The organism is Sporosarcina sp. SAFN-015, assembly GCF_051966875.1.
In the GTDB taxonomy this organism is placed as follows: domain Bacteria; phylum Bacillota; class Bacilli; order Bacillales_A; family Planococcaceae; genus Sporosarcina.
This window is the reverse complement of sequence record NZ_JBQCKP010000001.1, coordinates 40,079-57,653: the sequence shown is the minus strand read 5'-3', so window position 1 is coordinate 57,653 and position 17,575 is coordinate 40,079. Positions and strand designations below refer to the sequence as shown.

At 43.2% G+C, this 17,575-nt stretch carries 17 protein-coding genes; all 17 read left to right on the top strand.

All coding sequences use genetic code 11. The annotated features are described in order from the left end of the window. Positions 1 to 18: 18 nt before the first annotated feature. The 17 genes from ACTHPA_RS00260 to ACTHPA_RS00180 all read left to right on the top strand — a co-directional run bounded on the left by ACTHPA_RS00260 (position 19) and on the right by ACTHPA_RS00180 (position 17,517). The gene (locus ACTHPA_RS00260; RefSeq protein WP_440498053.1) at positions 19 to 942 is read left to right on the top strand and encodes a hydroxymethylglutaryl-CoA lyase; all 924 of its coding nucleotides are present in this window, start codon (positions 19 to 21) and stop codon (positions 940 to 942) included. Positions 943 to 969: 27 nt separating this feature from the next. Next, positions 970 to 1,776 (top strand): enoyl-CoA hydratase/isomerase family protein, encoded by an 807-nt coding sequence (locus ACTHPA_RS00255; RefSeq protein WP_440498052.1) that lies wholly within the window; start codon positions 970 to 972, stop codon positions 1,774 to 1,776. A gap of 26 nt (positions 1,777 to 1,802) precedes the next feature. After that, positions 1,803 to 2,969 carry an acyl-CoA dehydrogenase family protein gene (locus ACTHPA_RS00250; protein ID WP_440498051.1) on the top strand — a complete coding sequence of 389 codons (1,167 nt, stop codon included), beginning with the start codon at positions 1,803 to 1,805 and terminating at the stop codon, positions 2,967 to 2,969. A gap of 18 nt (positions 2,970 to 2,987) precedes the next feature. Further along, positions 2,988 to 4,349 carry an MmgE/PrpD family protein gene (locus tag ACTHPA_RS00245; protein ID WP_440498050.1) on the top strand — a complete coding sequence of 454 codons (1,362 nt, stop codon included), beginning with the start codon at positions 2,988 to 2,990 and terminating at the stop codon, positions 4,347 to 4,349. A gap of 14 nt (positions 4,350 to 4,363) precedes the next feature. Then, the gene (locus ACTHPA_RS00240) at positions 4,364 to 4,867 is read left to right on the top strand and encodes a PaaI family thioesterase (protein ID WP_440498049.1); all 504 of its coding nucleotides are present in this window, start codon (positions 4,364 to 4,366) and stop codon (positions 4,865 to 4,867) included. Between the two features lie 30 nt (positions 4,868 to 4,897). Next, the gene (locus ACTHPA_RS00235) at positions 4,898 to 5,743 is read left to right on the top strand and encodes a fumarate hydratase (protein ID WP_440498048.1); all 846 of its coding nucleotides are present in this window, start codon (positions 4,898 to 4,900) and stop codon (positions 5,741 to 5,743) included. An 11-nt stretch (positions 5,744 to 5,754) separates the two neighbouring features. Further along, the gene (locus ACTHPA_RS00230; protein ID WP_440498047.1) at positions 5,755 to 6,309 is read left to right on the top strand and encodes a Fe-S-containing hydro-lyase; all 555 of its coding nucleotides are present in this window, start codon (positions 5,755 to 5,757) and stop codon (positions 6,307 to 6,309) included. 25 nt (positions 6,310 to 6,334) lie between these two features. Beyond that, positions 6,335 to 7,252: an NAD(P)-dependent oxidoreductase gene (locus tag ACTHPA_RS00225; protein ID WP_440498046.1), complete on the top strand. Its 918-nt coding sequence runs from the start codon at positions 6,335 to 6,337 to the stop codon at positions 7,250 to 7,252. Positions 7,253 to 7,395: 143 nt separating this feature from the next. Next, the gene (locus tag ACTHPA_RS00220; RefSeq protein WP_440498045.1) at positions 7,396 to 8,067 is read left to right on the top strand and encodes a GntR family transcriptional regulator; all 672 of its coding nucleotides are present in this window, start codon (positions 7,396 to 7,398) and stop codon (positions 8,065 to 8,067) included. 33 nt (positions 8,068 to 8,100) lie between these two features. Further along, positions 8,101 to 8,793, top strand: coding sequence for a class I SAM-dependent methyltransferase (locus ACTHPA_RS00215; RefSeq protein WP_440498044.1), 693 nt, complete (start codon positions 8,101 to 8,103; stop codon positions 8,791 to 8,793). 126 nt (positions 8,794 to 8,919) lie between these two features. Continuing rightward, positions 8,920 to 10,308 carry an SLC13 family permease gene (locus ACTHPA_RS00210; RefSeq protein ID WP_440498043.1) on the top strand — a complete coding sequence of 463 codons (1,389 nt, stop codon included), beginning with the start codon at positions 8,920 to 8,922 and terminating at the stop codon, positions 10,306 to 10,308. An 81-nt stretch (positions 10,309 to 10,389) separates the two neighbouring features. Further along, positions 10,390 to 11,466, top strand: coding sequence for a tartrate dehydrogenase (locus tag ACTHPA_RS00205; protein WP_440498042.1), 1,077 nt, complete (start codon positions 10,390 to 10,392; stop codon positions 11,464 to 11,466). A 45-nt stretch (positions 11,467 to 11,511) separates the two neighbouring features. Further along, positions 11,512 to 12,483: a 2-hydroxyacid dehydrogenase gene (locus ACTHPA_RS00200; protein ID WP_440498041.1), complete on the top strand. Its 972-nt coding sequence runs from the start codon at positions 11,512 to 11,514 to the stop codon at positions 12,481 to 12,483. Positions 12,484 to 12,837: 354 nt separating this feature from the next. Further along, positions 12,838 to 13,989, top strand: coding sequence for a Gfo/Idh/MocA family protein (locus ACTHPA_RS00195; protein WP_440498040.1), 1,152 nt, complete (start codon positions 12,838 to 12,840; stop codon positions 13,987 to 13,989). A 27-nt stretch (positions 13,990 to 14,016) separates the two neighbouring features. Then, the gene (locus ACTHPA_RS00190) at positions 14,017 to 14,997 is read left to right on the top strand and encodes an ABC transporter permease (protein ID WP_440498039.1); all 981 of its coding nucleotides are present in this window, start codon (positions 14,017 to 14,019) and stop codon (positions 14,995 to 14,997) included. Between the two features lie 12 nt (positions 14,998 to 15,009). Further along, positions 15,010 to 15,888: a carbohydrate ABC transporter permease gene (locus ACTHPA_RS00185; RefSeq protein ID WP_440498038.1), complete on the top strand. Its 879-nt coding sequence runs from the start codon at positions 15,010 to 15,012 to the stop codon at positions 15,886 to 15,888. 15 nt (positions 15,889 to 15,903) lie between these two features. Next, positions 15,904 to 17,517, top strand: coding sequence for an extracellular solute-binding protein (locus tag ACTHPA_RS00180; protein WP_440498037.1), 1,614 nt, complete (start codon positions 15,904 to 15,906; stop codon positions 17,515 to 17,517). Positions 17,518 to 17,575 lie beyond the last annotated feature (58 nt).

Below are 17,575 nucleotides of genomic sequence, written 5' to 3'. Positions count from 1 at the left end.
CATACGAGGGGGATAACAATGGACTTCCCTAAAGAAGTACGGATCAATGAAATGGTTTTACGTGATGGTTTACAGCTCGAGAAAAAAATATTGACGGTTGAAGAAAAGAAGCTCCTCTTCTCATCCTTAAAGGACGCAGGAGTGAAGTCATTCGAGTTCGGCTCATTCGTTCACCCGAAGTTGGTGCCGCAAATGGCTACGAGTGGTGAATTGTTCGAAGAGATTGCAGGTGAGGCTGTAAACTTAGTAGCCCTTGTCCCAAATTTGAAGGGAGCAGAAAGAGCGAAGGAATTCGGAGTGGAACAGATCAACTTCGTTTTTTCGGCAAGTGACACGCACAATATGCAGAACGTCCATAAAACTACAGAACAATCGATCGCGGAACTGAAAGAAATAAATGACTTTTGTAATCAAAATCATATAGTTCTCAATACAACAATTGCTACTACATTCGGCTGTCCATTCGAGGGAGAGATCCCTGAAGAGCGTATTCTAGCTATTATTAATCAATTGCTAGATTTTACAATTCATCAGCTCTCTTTGGCTGATACGACAGGTATGGCGAATCCGAAGCAAGTCTATGAATTATTAACAGAAGTGAAGGCAGCATTTCCGGAGCAAAATCTCAATTTACATTTCCATAATACGAGAGGAATGGGGTTAGCAAACATACTCGCAGGGTTACAAGCTGGGGTGACAAGCTTCGATGCTGCTTTGGGCGGCTTAGGGGGATGTCCTTTTGCTCCGGGGGCGACAGGAAACGTTTGTACAGAGGATGTTGTTCATATGTTGCAATGTATGGGAATCCGGACGGATATCCGACTGGATGGACTGCTAGAAGCATCAGCTTTGCTGGAGACAATTATCGGACATCCGAATAACAGCTATCTCCTTAAAGCGGGACCGTATGATCGGAAATACGCTGTACCCATTTCACAATAGACGAGACCAATAATCAGGAGGGTGACTATGCAGTTGACAACGAGCAAATGGGAAACACTCAAACTGGATGAATCGTATGCAGAAGGCAATGTATACGTCCTGCAGCTTAATCGTCCCGAAGCTATGAATTCCTTAAATACATTGATGGCGGTTGAGCTTATTGAATGCTTATCAATCTTGAAAGATAAAAAGGATTTGAGAGTACTAGTTCTAACCGGCGCCGGAGAAAAAAGCTTTTGTGCAGGGGCGGATTTGAGAGAACGAAAAACAATGGATAATGAGCAGTGGAAAAAACAACATGATATTTTTGAAGATGCGTATCATGCCTTGCGAAATTTTCCGTTCCCGGTTATTGCGGCTATTAATGGATATGCCCTTGGGGGTGGCATGGAGATGGCCTTAAGTTGCGACCTCCGCTATATGGCCGAACATGCAAAAATGGGCTTGCCGGAAGTGACATTGGGAATCATCCCGGGGGTCGGGGGGACTCAGCTTCTTCCTAGAGCCATCCCTGTCGCGTTAGCAAAAGAATTTTTATTCAAAGGAAATCACATTACAGCAAAAAGAGCAGCCGAAACCGGTCTTGTGAACGATGTGTATTCCGGTGATGAATTATTCGAGAGGACAATCGAGTCGGCTCGTGAAATAGCTAAAAATGCTCCTTTGTCCCTTCAGTCGATTAAAAAGTCAATTGACAGGGGCCTTCAAACCGATTTACATACGGCCCTGTCAATCGAGTTGGACCAATATTACAAATGCGCTAACTCAGAAGATCGAAAAGAGGGCGTATTGGCCTTCAATGAAAAACGAAAACCAAACTGGCGAGGAATTTAACAAATAGGAATAGGAGAGTGTGTCACATGGTCACTACGAAAAGTTCTGCAGACGAAATTGAATTAATCCGAAAAAGCATACGTGCGTTATGCAGCAAGTTCCCGGAGGATTACTGGGCGAAACTAGATAAAAATAAAGAATACCCAGAGGAATTCATTAAAGCGTTAACGGATGAAGGATGGCTCTCCGTGTTGATTCCCGAAGAATATGGCGGAGCCGGGCTCGGCATGCTGGAAGCGAGCGTGATTTTGGAGGAGATTAACCGATCAGGCGGAAATGCTGGAGCGGGCCATGCGCAAATGTATACGATGGGTGCGCTGCTGAATCATGGTAGCGAAGAGCAAAAGAACCGGTTCCTGCCTAAGATTGCGACTGGTGAATTACGTTTGCAGGCATTCGGAATTACGGAGCCTACGGCGGGCAGTGATACGACGAGCATCAGTACGACAGCAGTCCGTAAAGGTGACAAATATATTGTAAATGGTCAAAAGATCTGGATTTCCCGGACGATGTATTCGGACTTGATGTTGCTGCTCGCAAGAACAACGCCAAAAGAGGATGTAGAGAAAAAGACAGATGGACTGAGCCTATTCATCTTGGATATGAACGATCAAAAAGATAATATTACAATCCGTGAAATCGATACGATGATCAACCATGCGACGACTGAAGTGTTCTTGGAAAACGTAGAAATCCCGGTTGAGAATTTAATTGGCGAAGAAGGAAAAGGTTTCCGATACGTATTAAGCGGCATGAATGCTGAGCGCATTTTGATCGCATCAGAAAGTATTGGCGATGGATATTATTTCGTGGATAAAGCCGTTCAATATTCCAACGAACGTGTTGTCTTCGATCGTCCTATCGGCCAAAACCAAGGGGTGCAGTTCCCGATCGCGAAAGCATATATGGATATTGAAGCTGCGAAATTGATGAGGGATAAAGCCGCGGCCATGTTCGATGCAAATGAGAAAGGCGGCGCAGAAGCGAATATGTCTAAATACTTGGCATCCGAAGCCGCTTGGAAGGCCGCCAATGCCGCAATGGATGCTTATGGCGGATACGGTTTTGCAACAGAGTACCATATTGAGAGGAAATTCAGGGAAGCGCGCTTATTCATGATAGCACCAATTTCTAATAACTTGGTTGTCAGTTTTGTAGGACAGCATGTTTTAGGAATGCCAAGATCATTTTAACGGAATGAGGGAGGGCAAATGAATTTGAGTGAAGAGTTGGCAAAGTATTATGCAGAACTAACATATGAAGATTTGCCGGAAGACGTAATTTCATTTACAAAGCTCTGTATATTGGACTACTTCGGTTCCGCGCTTGCAGGTATATCAAAAGCTCCAATCCAAATGATCAGCGAAGCAGTCGGGGAATTTGGAGGCAACCCTCAAGCTACTCTCTTAACAGGCGGCAAATCATCTGTCTTGAACGCTGCCCTCGTGAACGGTGCTTCCAGTCATATCGTTGAATTGGATGATATTCACAAGTCCTCCATCATCCATGCTGCAACAGTCGTCATACCGGCAGCGTTAGCTGTGGCGGAATGGAAAAAGCTGAGTGGCAAAGATCTTATTTTGGCTGTCGTTCTAGGTTACGAAATTTGCTTTAGAATCGGTGAAGCCGTTTCGCCTTCGCATTATCATTATTGGCATAATACAGCGACATGCGGAACGTTTGGCTCGGCGGTTGCTGCAGCGAAATTACTTCATTTAAATGAAGAAGCATTCATCAATTCCCTTGGAAATGCAGGATCCCAGGCGGCTGGACTATGGGAATTCATTGAAGATGGAGCTATGACGAAGCAGCTTCATACCGGGAAAGCCGCAATGAATGGCTTATTGGCAAGTTTATTGGCACAAAAAGGGTTTACCGGCGCCAAGAAGATTCTAGAGGGCGACAGAGGCTTTTTCAACGCTATGAGCGATGTTCATGATGGGAGCAAAATCACTAGGAATCTTGGAAATGAATATAAAATTTTGGAGAACTCATTCAAAGTGCACGCCTCATGCCGACATACGCATGCAGTCATCGATCTGGCAATAGAAATTGCAAACGAGAACAATTTTGAACTAGAAGATATCGATCATATCGACATCGGAGCATACAAAGCAACCTTGGAAATAACGGATAACAATGATCCAAGAACTGAATATGCATCCAAGTTCAGCGTTCAATATTGCACTGCTTTGGCATTGGTCAAGAAAAGCGCAGGATTGGATGACTTTGGCGGGGGAAATCTTTGGGATGCGACCATCCGCGGAGTAATGGACAAGGTGAATGTAGCATTGGATCCAAATATAAATGCTAACTATCCGAAAGAATGGGGAGCTAAAGTAACCGTCGTTCTGAAGAGCGGGGAAGCGTTTCGTAAACAGACTGATTTCCCTAAAGGCGACCCGGAAAATCCGGTTTCGACAGAGGATTTACGTAATAAATTCGTCAAGCTTGCAACAAGTTTGCCAGAAGAGAGCCGTCACCTTTTTGCGGACCGCGTGCTAGCGATTGAATCAATGGATAATATCGCTGATCTGATGGCCGAGCTGAATACGAATGTCCAATATATATAGAAAGAGAGTTTTCCATGATAACTCCTGATCATAACGACAAAGAGCTGCTAGAAACAATCGCAAGTAAACTGGATGGATTGTCAATCAAGCAATTAGAGGAAGTGGACTACTTACTATCCGCATATATGGATTTGTCCGAGCCGCAAGAAGGAAATAAAGCCTCTATGCATTTATACGGAAGGTTGACAGGTCTCAAGCAATTGGAAGAGGATCAAGTCGAAATGAGCTTGGGACCGCATAATGTCAATACGTATGGCGTAGCCCAAGGAGGCTCCCTATACACATTAGCCGATGTGGCAATCGGTTTTATGATATTGAGAAGACTTTCAGAAAATCAAAAAGTATTCACATTGGAAATGAAAATGAATTTTATTAAAAAAGGGTCAGGATCACAGTTACTAGCGCTCCCATCGATAGTAAGATGGGGGAAAACGACAATTGTCGCCGAATGTACAATTGAGGATTCCGAAGGGGATATCGTCGCTAAAGCTTTAGGTACGTTTTACGTCGTCAATTGATGGAAGGCGTGGGACAGAGGGGGGAAACGAATGAAGGAAATAACGTATGAAGATATCGTCCATCATGTCAAATTGATGTGTCAAAAGGTCAATTATGATTTAGGCGAAGATGTATACTCGGCATTCAAAAGAGCTTTACAGACGGAGAAATCCGATACAGGCAAAGAAATTCTCTCCCAATTGGTTGAAAACGCCGATATCGCAAAACGCGACCAAGTGCCAATGTGCCAAGATACAGGAACGGCAGTCTTCATCGTCGAACTGGGCCAAGATTGTAGAATAGCAGGCGGAAGTCTAATCGATGCAATTAATGAAGGGGTTGCAAAAGGCTACAGCGAGGGATACCTACGAAATTCAATGATTTACGATCCTCTTAACCGCAAGAATACAGGCAATAACACCCCAGCGATCATCCATATTGAGTTAGTGGAAGGGAGTCAATTGACTCTTCATATGACAGCAAAAGGTGGCGGAGCTGAAAATATGAGCAGCTTGAAAATGCTAAAACCTTCGGATGGCTTACAAGGAATTAAAGATTATGTATTGGACGTTGTGAAAGTAGCCGGACCAAATGCATGCCCACCACTAGTTGTCGGTGTTGGCATAGGTGGGAATTTTGAGAGGTGTGCCTATTTAGCAAAGAAGTCTTTATTCAGACCGATTGGCGTCCGCCATTCAAGTAAAGAGATTGCTGAGCTGGAAGAGGAACTCATTCAACAGATTAACCGCTTAGGGATCGGACCACAAGGAATGGGCGGAAGTACGACGGCGTTGGATGTGAAAATAGAATCGGAGGCATGTCATATCGCTGCGCTTCCGGTAGCAGTGAACTTAAATTGCCATGCTAGCCGGCATGAAACGGTTCAATTGGGGTAGGAGGCGTCATGATGCCGATAAAAATACAGCTTCCATTAACGGAAGAGAGTGTAAAGACATTAAAGGCCGGCGACCGCGTATTGTTATCCGGTACTGTATATACCGCGAGAGATGCGGCGCATAAACGGATGGTGGAGTTCATCGGGGAAGGGAAGCCATTGCCCATACAGTTGAGCGGCCAAGTCATCTATTATGTGGGCCCGACTCCTGCCAAGCCTGGAGAAGTAATCGGTTCGGCAGGTCCGACAACGAGTGAACGAATGGACTTGTATACGCCGGTTTTATTGGAAAAAGGTTTAAAAGGAATGATCGGAAAAGGGCATCGAAGTGAAGCGGTTAAGCAAGCAATGATAAATCATAGGGCAGTCTATTTTGGTGCTGTTGGAGGGGCGGCAGCTCTCATTTCCCGCTCCATCAAGTCATCGGAAATGATTGCTTATGAAGATTTAGGAACTGAAGCGATCCGTAAATTGGAAATCGAAAACTTTCCTGTCGTCGTCATTAACGATATATACGGTGGAGATGTATATAGGGATAGCGTATTAGAATTTAGACAAGACGGCTAGCGATTCCAAGCAAGGGGTGATGTAGATGAGAGTAGGAATTATTGGGCTAGGAAATATGGGGAGCAGGATCACGCAAAGACTTCTCGAAGTTGGAGTTTCTGTTGGAGTATACGACATCAATCAAGCCGCAGTAGATGAAATGGTTGCATTAGGAGCTGTTGCTGAACGCTCGCCTGCACATTTAGCAAGTAATTATCCATATGTTATTACCCTTTTACCGAATGCATTGATCGTTAAGGAGATCGTCCTCGGGGCGGAAGGTCTAGTACATGGGATGGGACCGGAAAGTCTGTTGATTGAGATGACGACTTCTGATCCTTCTTCAACAAAGGAATTGAATGAAACTTTAAAAAGCAAAGGTTTGAGGATGATCGATGCTCCTGTCAGCGGAGGTGTAGCGAAAGCGAGGAATGGCACTCTTTCCGTAATGGCAGGCGGTGAAGAAAGAGATTTTAAAGAGGTTGAATCACTTTTATGTAAGATCGGCAAAAATGTTATTCATGTAGGAGCAATCGGTGCGGGACATACAATTAAAGCGTTGAACAATATGGTATCTGCAACGACCCTTGCTGTTACAGGAGAAGCAATCGCGCTTGGCGTAAAGTTAGGCTTAGATCCCGATAAAATGCTCGCTGTCATTAATACGAGTACGGGAAGAAGTGTTTCAAGTGAGTTGAAGTTTCCTAGTCAAATAGTCAATCGGAAATTTGATTCGGGATTCACTCTCGATTTAATGGTAAAAGATTTAACGATTGCCAATCTCATAGCTGAAACTGAAAACGTCTCGTTGGATGTTGCTACTACGAATCTTCAATTATGGAAACAAGCTTCGGATCAGTTGGGAAAAGGTGCGGATCATACAATGATCGTTAAGCATATTGAAGAAAAATACAAAGTTGAAATCAAAAGCGTTCATGATTCGATGAACGTTATATCTTCATGAAAACGACGTCAGATTCTTATGAATTACTTTTGACTATTGGATAACAGCATATAAAATGGAAGGGAGCGTCTTTCGTATTACATAAGTAGTTTGTAAATGGAAGGCGCCTTTTATCTAGAAGTCAAATAGAAGCGAGGAAGAACATGAATAACTACAAACTGCCTGATTATGATCGAATGACGCTGCAATTCAAAGTAACAACTAGATTACGCGAACTCATTTTAAAAGGTGAATTTAAAATGGGGGAACGACTGATGCAAGAGGAATGGGCCAAAAAACTAGGTGTAAGCAGGATGCCTCTCAGGGAAGCGTTGCGCCAACTGGAAACGGAAGGCCTCGTTCATATTGAGCCGAGGAGAGGCGCAATCGTAACACCAATTTCAATTGAGGATATTGAGGAAATATATCGGTTGCGAGCATTATTAGAAGGAGAAGCTGTAGCGCAATCTTATAAATTTTTAACAGATGAAGACTTTGAAGAGTTAGAAGAATTATATATGAAAATGTCTAGCTTACTTGGAGATGACGAAGACATTGAAGAATATATGGTTCTCAATGAAAAATTCCATACAGTATTAATGGGAGGCTGTTCGTGGAGAAGGATTAAAGGATTTATCGATACGCTTTGGAAAGGAATTCCGTCTTATACGCCGAGTCTGCTCGCAAATACGATAGATGAAGGACGTAAAGAACATCTTCAAATGTTGGAATATGCTAGGCAAGGAAATGGCGAGGAACTAAGAAAAGTTACTGAAAAACATATATTAAGAACGAGAGATAACTTAATTAATATGATGAAAAACAACCAAAATTAAAGAGTCATACGATAGTAGATGGGGGGTGCTATAGTGCCTGAAAAGATGGAGTTCGATTCAAAGATTGCAGTTGAATATGACAGAGGGGTACGGCGGACACTTCCGACGTACGATCCTATGATGCGACTGTCCCAAACATTTTTACGTGCGAATCTTAAAAAAGACTCTTCTCTCCTTATTGTTGGGGGAGGAGGGGGCAATGAACTGAAAGCGTTTGGAACGACAAATCCAGGCTGGACCTTTACAGCTGTCGATCCGGCAAAATCGATGCTTGAGTTGGCGAAATTCAAGTCGCATGAACTAGGAATCGATAGTCGTGTGGAATTTATCAACGGAACGGTTGCGGATGTGCCGGAAGGATATTCTTTCGATGCCGCAACATGTATTTTAGTTCTTCATTTCATTGCAGACGTAGATGAAAAACTAGCGTTATTGAAAAAGGTAAAATCACATTTGAAGCCTGGTGCTCCGTTCGTACTTGTGAGCAAATGCGGCGATCCGGATGACCCTGAGTTTCAAATGCTCGTTTCCCTTTGGAAAGATTATTGGCTGGATACGACAAGCATGCCGGAAGAAAAAGTTGAAGAGCTCATGAAAGGTACGTTGACCGAATCTTCTATCCCCGAGCGAGACATTCGTAGATTGCTCGGCGAAGCTGGTTTCCACAAAATAGCAAATTTTTTTAGAACGAATCATTTTGCGGGCTGGGTCTGTTTCGCCGAATAAAGAAGTCTTTTGTCATAAAAACACAACCAGAGAATACATCTTTTTCGTTTATGACAAGAGTCAAGGGGTGTTGAACAGGAAAGGTTGTGGGCTTTATAAATGCGTAAGACGCAGGAAGCAACTCCGATGTTGTATATTGCTTTAGCGATTTTATGTTTCCTTGGCATGTTCTTCTTATTGCCTGATACATTTTCTACTACGGGGAAACTGATGATGAGCATTATCATCTTTGGCATTATTTTATGGTCATTGGAACCGATACCTATTGGTCTTACTGCGTTGATTTTGCTGTTGTTCATGCTAATCTTTAATGTGGCCGATTCATCGATCATCTTTAGCGGCTTTGCCTCCCCTGCCACATTTCTAATTGTTGCAGGGATGATGTTGGCGGCAGCCGTAAATGAAACGACTCTCATTAAGAGAATGACATATGAAGTATTAAAAAGATGGGGCAACAGTTCAAAAGGATTGGTAGGAAGCATAATTATTGTCCAACAGATCCAAGCTTTTTTCATTCCGTCGACAGCGGTCCGTTCAGCATTGATGTTACCGGTTTCGTCGATGATCATCGACACGATTGACGCTAAACCTGGCAGCAATCTGCGGAAGATGATCATGTTAGGCGTTGCTTTTGGCGGCGTTATTAGCGGTACGGCAGTTATGACCGCGGCGATTGGGAACATTTTGACTGTAGAGCTTTTAAATCGTTTTGCCGGCATTAACATAACGTATTTACAATGGTTCTACTATACATTTCCATTATGGCTCATCTTGATTCCTTCAATATGGTACTTATTGCTGAAAATATTTCCGTTACCTAAGGAACAACAATACTACCCTTTAATTCGAAAAGAGATGGAAGCAAGATTGAATGAAATAGGGCCGGTAAATAAACGAGAGATCCGCTGTTTGCTCATATTGTTTTTCATTGTCGGGCTTTGGTTGACAGAACCATTACATGGAATGCATCCGAGCATCCCAGCTCTAATAGGAGTTGTTCTGATGACGCTGCCTAAAATTGGCATTGCTGCATGGGAACCAATCGTGAAAATTGATTATAATACGGTCCTGTTGTTAAGTGTTACGTTGTCAATCGGCTATACATTTGTCGATTCTGGCGCAACGCATACAATCAGTCATTATTTAAGTGTGGACTGGTTTGTGACACTGCTGCAAAATCCTTTCATAACGATAATTGTTGTTATTCTTACAGCGCAGTTGTTCCATAAATTGATATCGAATGTTTCAACAGCCGTCGTCACGTTGGTGCCGATCATGATAAGTGTGGCGACAAATGCAGGGCTAGATCCGTTAATTGTCGGGTTTACGACTGGACTCACATGTCTCTTTGGATTCATTTTAATTGTGGAGTCAATGCCAAATGTATTGGCGCACAGCACGGGAATGATATCGCAAAATGACTTCTTGAAACCAGGTTTATATGCGACACTCATAACGATTATAGCTACCGTTTTTATTGCCTCCACATGGTGGAGATGGATAGGATTGATTTGAATTTGTTGTTCTATCATTATCTCGTAAATTGTTTGAATAGTTAGTAATATAATTGATTTATATAAAAAGGGAGGATTTTTGATGAAGAAATACAAAATCGCTTCGATACCAGGAGATGGAATTGGACGGGAAGTCGTACCAGCGGCAATTGATGTACTTCATACAATCGCGGATGTACATGGCGGATTAAAATTTCAATTTGAAGAGTTTCCTTATAGCTGCAACTATTACTTAGAGCATGGAAAGATGATGGATGACGATGGTCTTGAAAAATTGAAGAACTTCGATTCCATCTTTTTAGGGGCAGTGGGAGACGCCACACTTGTGTCCGATCATATTTCCCTTTGGGGACTTCTAATAAAAATCAGGCGTGAATTTGAGCAAGTCATTAATCTCCGCCCTGCAAAACTAGTTAAAGGCGTCCGTTCTCCATTAGTTAATCCGAAAGACTTCGACATTATGGTAGTCCGTGAAAATAGTGAAGGGGAATATAGCTCTGTTGGCGGGAGAATCTATCAAGGCGAAGACGAAATTGCAATCCAAAATGCTATCTTCTCAAGAAAAGGTACTGAGAGGGCAATGCGATTTGCATTTGAGCTGGCGGCCAAACGGAAAAAGCATGTAACGAGTGCTACAAAATCGAATGGAATCTTCCATTCCATGCCGTTTTGGGATGAGATATTTAAAGAAGTTGCCGCAGAGTATCCTGATATTAAAAGTGATTCGCAACATATCGATGCGCTCTCGGCATTTTTCATTACTCATCCGGATAAATTCGATGTCGTTGTTGCGAGCAACCTGTTTGGAGATATTTTAACAGACTTGGGCGCTGCCATTATGGGAAGCATCGGCATAGCACCAGCGGCAAACATCAATGTGAACGGAAAATATCCTTCTATGTTCGAACCTGTGCATGGTTCTGCTCCTGACATCGTTGGAAAAGGGATTTCGAATCCGATTGGACAAATTTGGACTGCTAAAATGATGTTGGATCATTTCGGAGAAGAGGAGCTCGGTCAGGAATTGTTGAATACGATTGAAGCTGTCACGAACGATGGATTCTTAACACCAGACATTGGTGGCAAGCATACTACAGCTGAAGTTACAGAACAAATTATCGGTAGATTGAAATCGGGTAAAGTGGCGATTGGAAATTAATCGTTAAGTGTGGTGAATGTAAATACGCAATAGGAGTGATTGTAATTGAGCGAAAAAGTGTTGATCTACAGTCCGCTTCCTGAAGATAGAATAAGAGAACTGGAAGAACAGTTTGCAGTTGTCATTGCCAAACCGGGGACTTCGGAATTCGAGGATGAGCTTCCTACAATAACAGGATTGATTGGTAGAGGATTAGAAGTGGACTCTCGACTTCTTGACCAAGCACCTTTATTGAAAGTTGTTTCAAATATTTCGGTAGGATATGACAATCTGGACATTGAGGAACTGACGAGACGGGGAATTTTAGCGACGAACACACCAGACGTTTTAACCGAAACAACTGCCGATGCCATTTTTGGCCTGTTAATCGCTACAGCGAGAAGAATTCCCGAACTCGACAAGTATGTGAAAGAAGGACAATGGCATGCAAGGTTAAGTCCGTCTCTCTTCGGTGTAGATGTACATGGGAAAACGCTTGGCATCATAGGGATGGGGAAGATAGGACAAGCGATAGCAAGGCGGGCGCACTTCGGGTTTCAAATGGACATCCTCTATCACAATCGGTCAAGGAATCTTGAGGCTGAAAAACAGTATGGTGCAACGTACTTGGAAATGGACGATCTACTGCGACAAGCGGACTTCGTTTGCCTGATGGCGCCACAAACGCCGGAAACTATTAACCTGATGAGCCGTCGTGAGTTTGAACTTATGAAAAATAGCGCAATTTTCATTAACGGATCAAGAGGTGGCTTAGTAAATGAGGATGATTTGGCGGCTGCTTTGAAGGAAGGCGAAATCCTTGCTGCAGGATTGGATGTCTATGTACAGGAGCCCATTGCAAAGGATCATCCATTCCTAGACTTACCCAATTTAGTGACCCTCCCACATATCGGATCGGCGACCGCTGAAACCCGTGCGAATATGGAGAAGATGGCTTGTCGGGACTTCATTGCCGCGCTGACTGGTAAGAGGCCGGGAGCGTTAATCAATAAAAATGTTATAGCAGATAGGGTTTAAGGAAAGGGAGATATAAGAAGGTGTAAAATATCAAAAGATTATTTATTGATATCAATGGAATAACATTAATTTTTCAAGAGGACAGCCTACTTATGGTTGTCCTCTAGTGATGCTGACCTTCAAAAAAAACAAAAAACTATCTTGACATGATTAAGACTACTCTCTATAATTCTCATTATACTAATGTTCAGAAATCAATTCTGGCATTTTTTATTTAGAGTAACTTGTACCAACAACCTAATGACGTGTTGTAGTGAATGACCAAATGATGTTGCATACATCCAATGAATTTTTTACGATGAGTTGAAAACGTTTCCATGATTTTATTTTATAAAAGGAAAGGATGGGGCCATTTTGAAAAAGGTGAGGATTGGGGTAATTGGTGCTGGTTTACGGGGAGGTTTGGCGCAGTACTGGCATAAGCCGGATGGCGAGTCTGAGATTGTAGCGCTTGCGGATATTTCTGAAGCGAGGCAACAGAAGTTTCAGGAAATGATTGGTTCTCCGTTGTTTTTAACGAAGGATTATCGGGATCTTTTGAACAAGGACGATATTGATGCGATTGCTGTCCTGTCACCGGATTATTTACATGAGGAGCATGTGATTGCCGCTTTGCAAGCAGGGAAGCATGTCTATTCCGAAAAGCCGCTAGCGATTACGGTCGAAGGTTGTGATCGGATTTTGGAGGCTTGGAAAGCATCGGGCAAGCATTTGATGGTCGGTTTCAATATGCGATATATGAGTATGTATCAGACGATGAAGGGTCTTATCGATTCAGGAGCGATTGGTGAGTTGAAAGCGGTTTGGGTCCGTCATTTTGTCGGTTTCGGCGGATACTTCTACTATCATGACTGGCACGGTCAATCGAAAAATACAACGTCGCTTCTCTTGCAGAAAGGGTCGCATGATCTCGATGTCATCCATTGGATTTCAGGGAGATACACGACGAGAGTGTCGGCGTTCGGCAGTTTGGATTACTATGGCGGCAATATGCCGAACAATTTGACATGTCCTGAGTGCAGTTTGAAGAAAACTTGTCCTGAGTATGTTCCACATACTTTCACGGAATGTGCATTCCGGGAAGAAATCGATGTGGAAGATAACAACATGCTTATTATGGAGCTTGAAGGCGGAGTGAAAGCATCGTATTTGCAATGCCATTTCACGCCGGACTATTCGCGCAATTACACGTTCATTGGAACGGAAGGCCGGATTGAAAACGATGATGTAAATGGAAAGGTTTATCTGAAAACACGGAAGACGAATACGTGGAAAGAATTCAGTGATGTCACGTATGACATGAAAGCTGAGAAGGGTAGCCATGGCGGGGCTGATCCGAAAATTGCACAAGACTTCGTTGAGCTCGTACTGTATGACAAAGAACCGCTAACGTCGCCTTTCGCAGGCAGGATGAGTGTTGCAGTCGGTTGCGCGGCTACTGAGTCTATTCGTTCAGGAGGCAAGGTGGTAGAGGTTTCACAAACATCTAGCATTGTACATAACTGATGATGTTTGAATGAAAGGGGTGTGTGTATGACCAATGTAAGTGAAAACGTCCAGTCGGTGAAAAAGTTGGAAGCGGATGAACGGAAAAAAGCAAAACGGAAAGCAAGGGCGAAGTGGTGGAAATCGATCTGGCAAAATTGGGAGCTCTACCTCCTTATTTCACCGGTCATCATCTATTTTATCGTGTTCCACTATTTCCCGCTTTATGGGCTGCAAATTGCGTTCAAGGATTTCATCGCATCAAAGGGAATCCTAGGTAGCCCGTGGGTAGGATTTAAGCATTTCGAACGGTTCTTCGACAGTTACTATTTTTGGAGATTAATTAAAAATACGGTAGGCATTGGAGTATTCACATTAGCCGTGTCATTCCCGATTCCAATCATTATCGCGTTGATGTTGAATGAAGTGAAAAGTTTGCGGTACAAGAAATTCGTCCAGACGGTTATTTATGCGCCGCACTTTCTATCAACCGTTGTAGTCGTCGGTATGCTCTTGCTTTTCTTGAAAACGGACGGGTTGATTAACCAAGTAATCCGCCTTTTCGGTGGATCTCCAATCGATTTCATTTCGGAGCCGGGATGGTTTAAAAGTTTGTATGTGTTTTCCGATGTATGGCAGACGATGGGATGGAGCTCAATCATTTACATTGCGGCACTAGCAGCGGTCGACCCGGCCCAGCATGAAGCGGCCATGATTGACGGGGCTTCCAGGTTCCAGCGTATTATCCATATTAATATACCCGCAATTATGCCGACCATCGTCATTCTATTCATCTTGAATGCGGGTTCTGTAATGGCGGTCGGGTTTGAAAAAGTGTACCTGATGCAAAATGAGCTAAACATGTCGGCATCCGATGTCATATCCACCTTCGTCTACCGAAGTGGAATATTGGAGGCGCAATATAGCTTCTCGGCAGCGGTCGGGCTTTTCAACTCCATTATCAATTTCATCATGCTCATCATGGTGAATCAGATTGCGAAGAAAGTGAATGAGACAAGCTTATGGTAAGGGGTGGGGCAATTGAGAGAGTCTAAGACTGATAGAACCTTTATATTTTTTAACTATTTCTTCCTTACGATAATCGCATTGCTCGTCATCTATCCGTTGATTTTTGTCGTAAGCGCCTCTTTGAGTAATCCGCAATACGTCATTTCGGGTGAGATGTGGCTTTGGCCGAAGGAATTCACGTTGGATGCATATGAGAAAGTCTTTAAAAACAAAGATATCATTACTGGGTTCATGAACACGGTGAAGTATACGGTTGCAGGTACAGTATTGAACGTCATTATGACGATTTTGGCTGCGTATCCACTATCCCGGAGAGATTTCAAAGGTAAGGGACTCATTATGGCGTTCATCGTCTTCACGATCTTTTTCAGCGGTGGATTGATTCCCACTTACTTATTAATAAAGGATTTGGGAATGCTGAACACGTTTTGGGTCATGATCATTCCGAACGCCGTAGCTGTTTGGAACATCATCATTATGAGGACTTTCTTCCAGTCGATTCCACATGAATTGCAAGAATCAGCGATGATCGACGGGTGCAGCAACTTCAGGATTTTGTGGAACATCGTATTGCCGCTGTCCTTTCCTGTCATTGCAGTTATGGTCCTTTTCTATGCAGTCGGCCATTGGAATTCATATTTCCAAGCTCTCATCTATTTGCAAGATCAAGATAAATTCCCTTTGCAGCTCATTTTGAGGCAAATTTTGATCCAAGGGCAGACAGACGACATGATCCAGACAACGAGCGAAAGTTTCCTGGCGCAGCAACTTAGTGTGGAAGGCTTGAAATATGCAGTACTCATTGTTGCAAATCTACCGATGCTTATGCTGTATCCATTCTTGCAAAGGTATTTTGTAAAAGGTGTCATGATTGGTTCACTAAAAGGATAATAGGGGGAGTTTGGTGTGAGGAGAAAATATTTTGCGGGTATGGCAGCAAGCCTATTGTTGTCAGCTGGAATTTTAGGAGCCTGTTCGAAAACGGACGGTGCTTCCGAAAAAGGGGACTTGGATAATGTAAACGAGACGGGTATGCCGATCGTGAAGGAGAAAATCCAAGTAGATGGCTTTGCAGCGAAGTTCTTCGCTTCGCAAGATTGGAACAATCTTATGCTTTGGGACGAATATGAGAAAATGACGAACGTTGAAGTCGATTGGACGACTGTCCAAACGGAAGCGTTGGCGGAAAAGAGAAACTTGTCGTTGACGAGTGGAGATTATCCAGAAATCTACTTTGCTTCGGCTTTCTCGAAAACGGATTTGTTAAAGTACGGGCAACAAGGAATTTTCCTACCACTGAATGACTATATCGACAAATATGCCCCGAATTTCAAGAAGCTTCTCGATGAAAATCCATCGGTGAAGCAAGGGGTTACGATGGCAGACGGAAATATTTATGGATTCCCGACGATTTATGACCCGCAATTCGAAGCACTTCGTGCAGGGGCACCTTGGGTCAAAAAAGAGTGGCTCGATAAATTAGGCATGAAGGAACCGGAAACGACGGAAGAGTTCTACCAAATGTTGAAAGCATTCAAGGAGAACGATTTGAATGGCAACGGGCAGGCGGACGAGCAAGGATGGGGAAGTGTTTATGGCATCAATCCTATGCTCTCCTATCTTCGTGGAAGCTTCGGATTGAACAAACAAGGCTCCATGAACATTAATCTGGACTTTAAGGAAGGGACGAATGAATTCCGATTTGTTCCTGCTACTGATGAATATAAGGAAATGCTCATGTATATGAATAAATTATATTCGGAAGGGTTAATTAACCAAGACGTATTTACAGTCGCTCCGCAAGACTTCACCGCTGAAATTTCGAAAGGGAATTATGGAGTGTTAGACGCCATCGACCCTGCAGAATTGGTGAAGCTTGATGGATATGTCGGATTGCCAGTCCTCGAAGGACCGAATGGAGAGCGTGCTTACAATACGGTTTCGAACGGTCTCGGAAATTTGGGAATGTTCGTCATAACGGATAAAGCGAAGAATCCGGAAGCGATGGTTCGTTGGATGGACTACTTCTATGGAGAAGAAGGGACGAAAATGTTCTTCATGGGCTTTGAAGGCATCACATATGAAGAAGATGACCAAGGGAATTTCAAATACCTTGAAACCATTACGAATAACCCGGACGGCTTGAATATGGACCAGGCGATCAGCGAATATTTGACATGGCCGGGCGGTTACTATCCAGGAATTGTTAGACAGAAATTTTTCCAAGGTGCCGAGTCGAAGGAAAATTCGACGTTGAATGCCGAGAAGGTGAAGCCTTACCGTATTAAAGACGAAGACATTTTACCTGGGCTGAACTATACAGTTGAAGAAAATGATAAAGTGAGCGCCATCATGACGGATATCCAAACATATGTGAATGAATCGACGGCAGCATTCATTACAGGAAAGATGGATTTCGGCAAATGGGGAGAGTACACAAAGAATCTTGAAAAAATGGGAATGCAAGATTACTTGGACGTTTCCCAGCAAGCATACGAGCGCATGGAAAAAGAAAAGTGATTGGAAGCTTATACGGAGGCCATCCTCCGTATGAGCTTTAGCATTTATGGGAGATGGT

Bases quoted from the DNA above. Each gene is read 5' to 3' on its own strand.
- ACTHPA_RS00205 (WP_440498042.1), top strand. From the start codon at position 10,390: ATGAAGAAATACAAAATCGCTTCGATACCAGGAGATGGAATTGGACGG.
- ACTHPA_RS00210 (WP_440498043.1), top strand. From the start codon at position 8,920: ATGTTGTATATTGCTTTAGCGATTTTATGTTTCCTTGGCATGTTCTTC.
- ACTHPA_RS00230 (WP_440498047.1), top strand. From the start codon at position 5,755: ATGCCGATAAAAATACAGCTTCCATTAACGGAAGAGAGTGTAAAGACA.
- ACTHPA_RS00260 (WP_440498053.1), top strand. From the start codon at position 19: ATGGACTTCCCTAAAGAAGTACGGATCAATGAAATGGTTTTACGTGAT.
- ACTHPA_RS00240 (WP_440498049.1), top strand. From the start codon at position 4,364: ATGATAACTCCTGATCATAACGACAAAGAGCTGCTAGAAACAATCGCA.
- ACTHPA_RS00245 (WP_440498050.1), top strand. From the start codon at position 2,988: ATGAATTTGAGTGAAGAGTTGGCAAAGTATTATGCAGAACTAACATAT.
- ACTHPA_RS00190 (WP_440498039.1), top strand. From the start codon at position 14,017: ATGACCAATGTAAGTGAAAACGTCCAGTCGGTGAAAAAGTTGGAAGCG.
- ACTHPA_RS00220 (WP_440498045.1), top strand. From the start codon at position 7,396: ATGAATAACTACAAACTGCCTGATTATGATCGAATGACGCTGCAATTC.
- ACTHPA_RS00255 (WP_440498052.1), top strand. From the start codon at position 970: ATGCAGTTGACAACGAGCAAATGGGAAACACTCAAACTGGATGAATCG.
- ACTHPA_RS00225 (WP_440498046.1), top strand. From the start codon at position 6,335: ATGAGAGTAGGAATTATTGGGCTAGGAAATATGGGGAGCAGGATCACG.
- ACTHPA_RS00235 (WP_440498048.1), top strand. From the start codon at position 4,898: ATGAAGGAAATAACGTATGAAGATATCGTCCATCATGTCAAATTGATG.
- ACTHPA_RS00250 (WP_440498051.1), top strand. From the start codon at position 1,803: ATGGTCACTACGAAAAGTTCTGCAGACGAAATTGAATTAATCCGAAAA.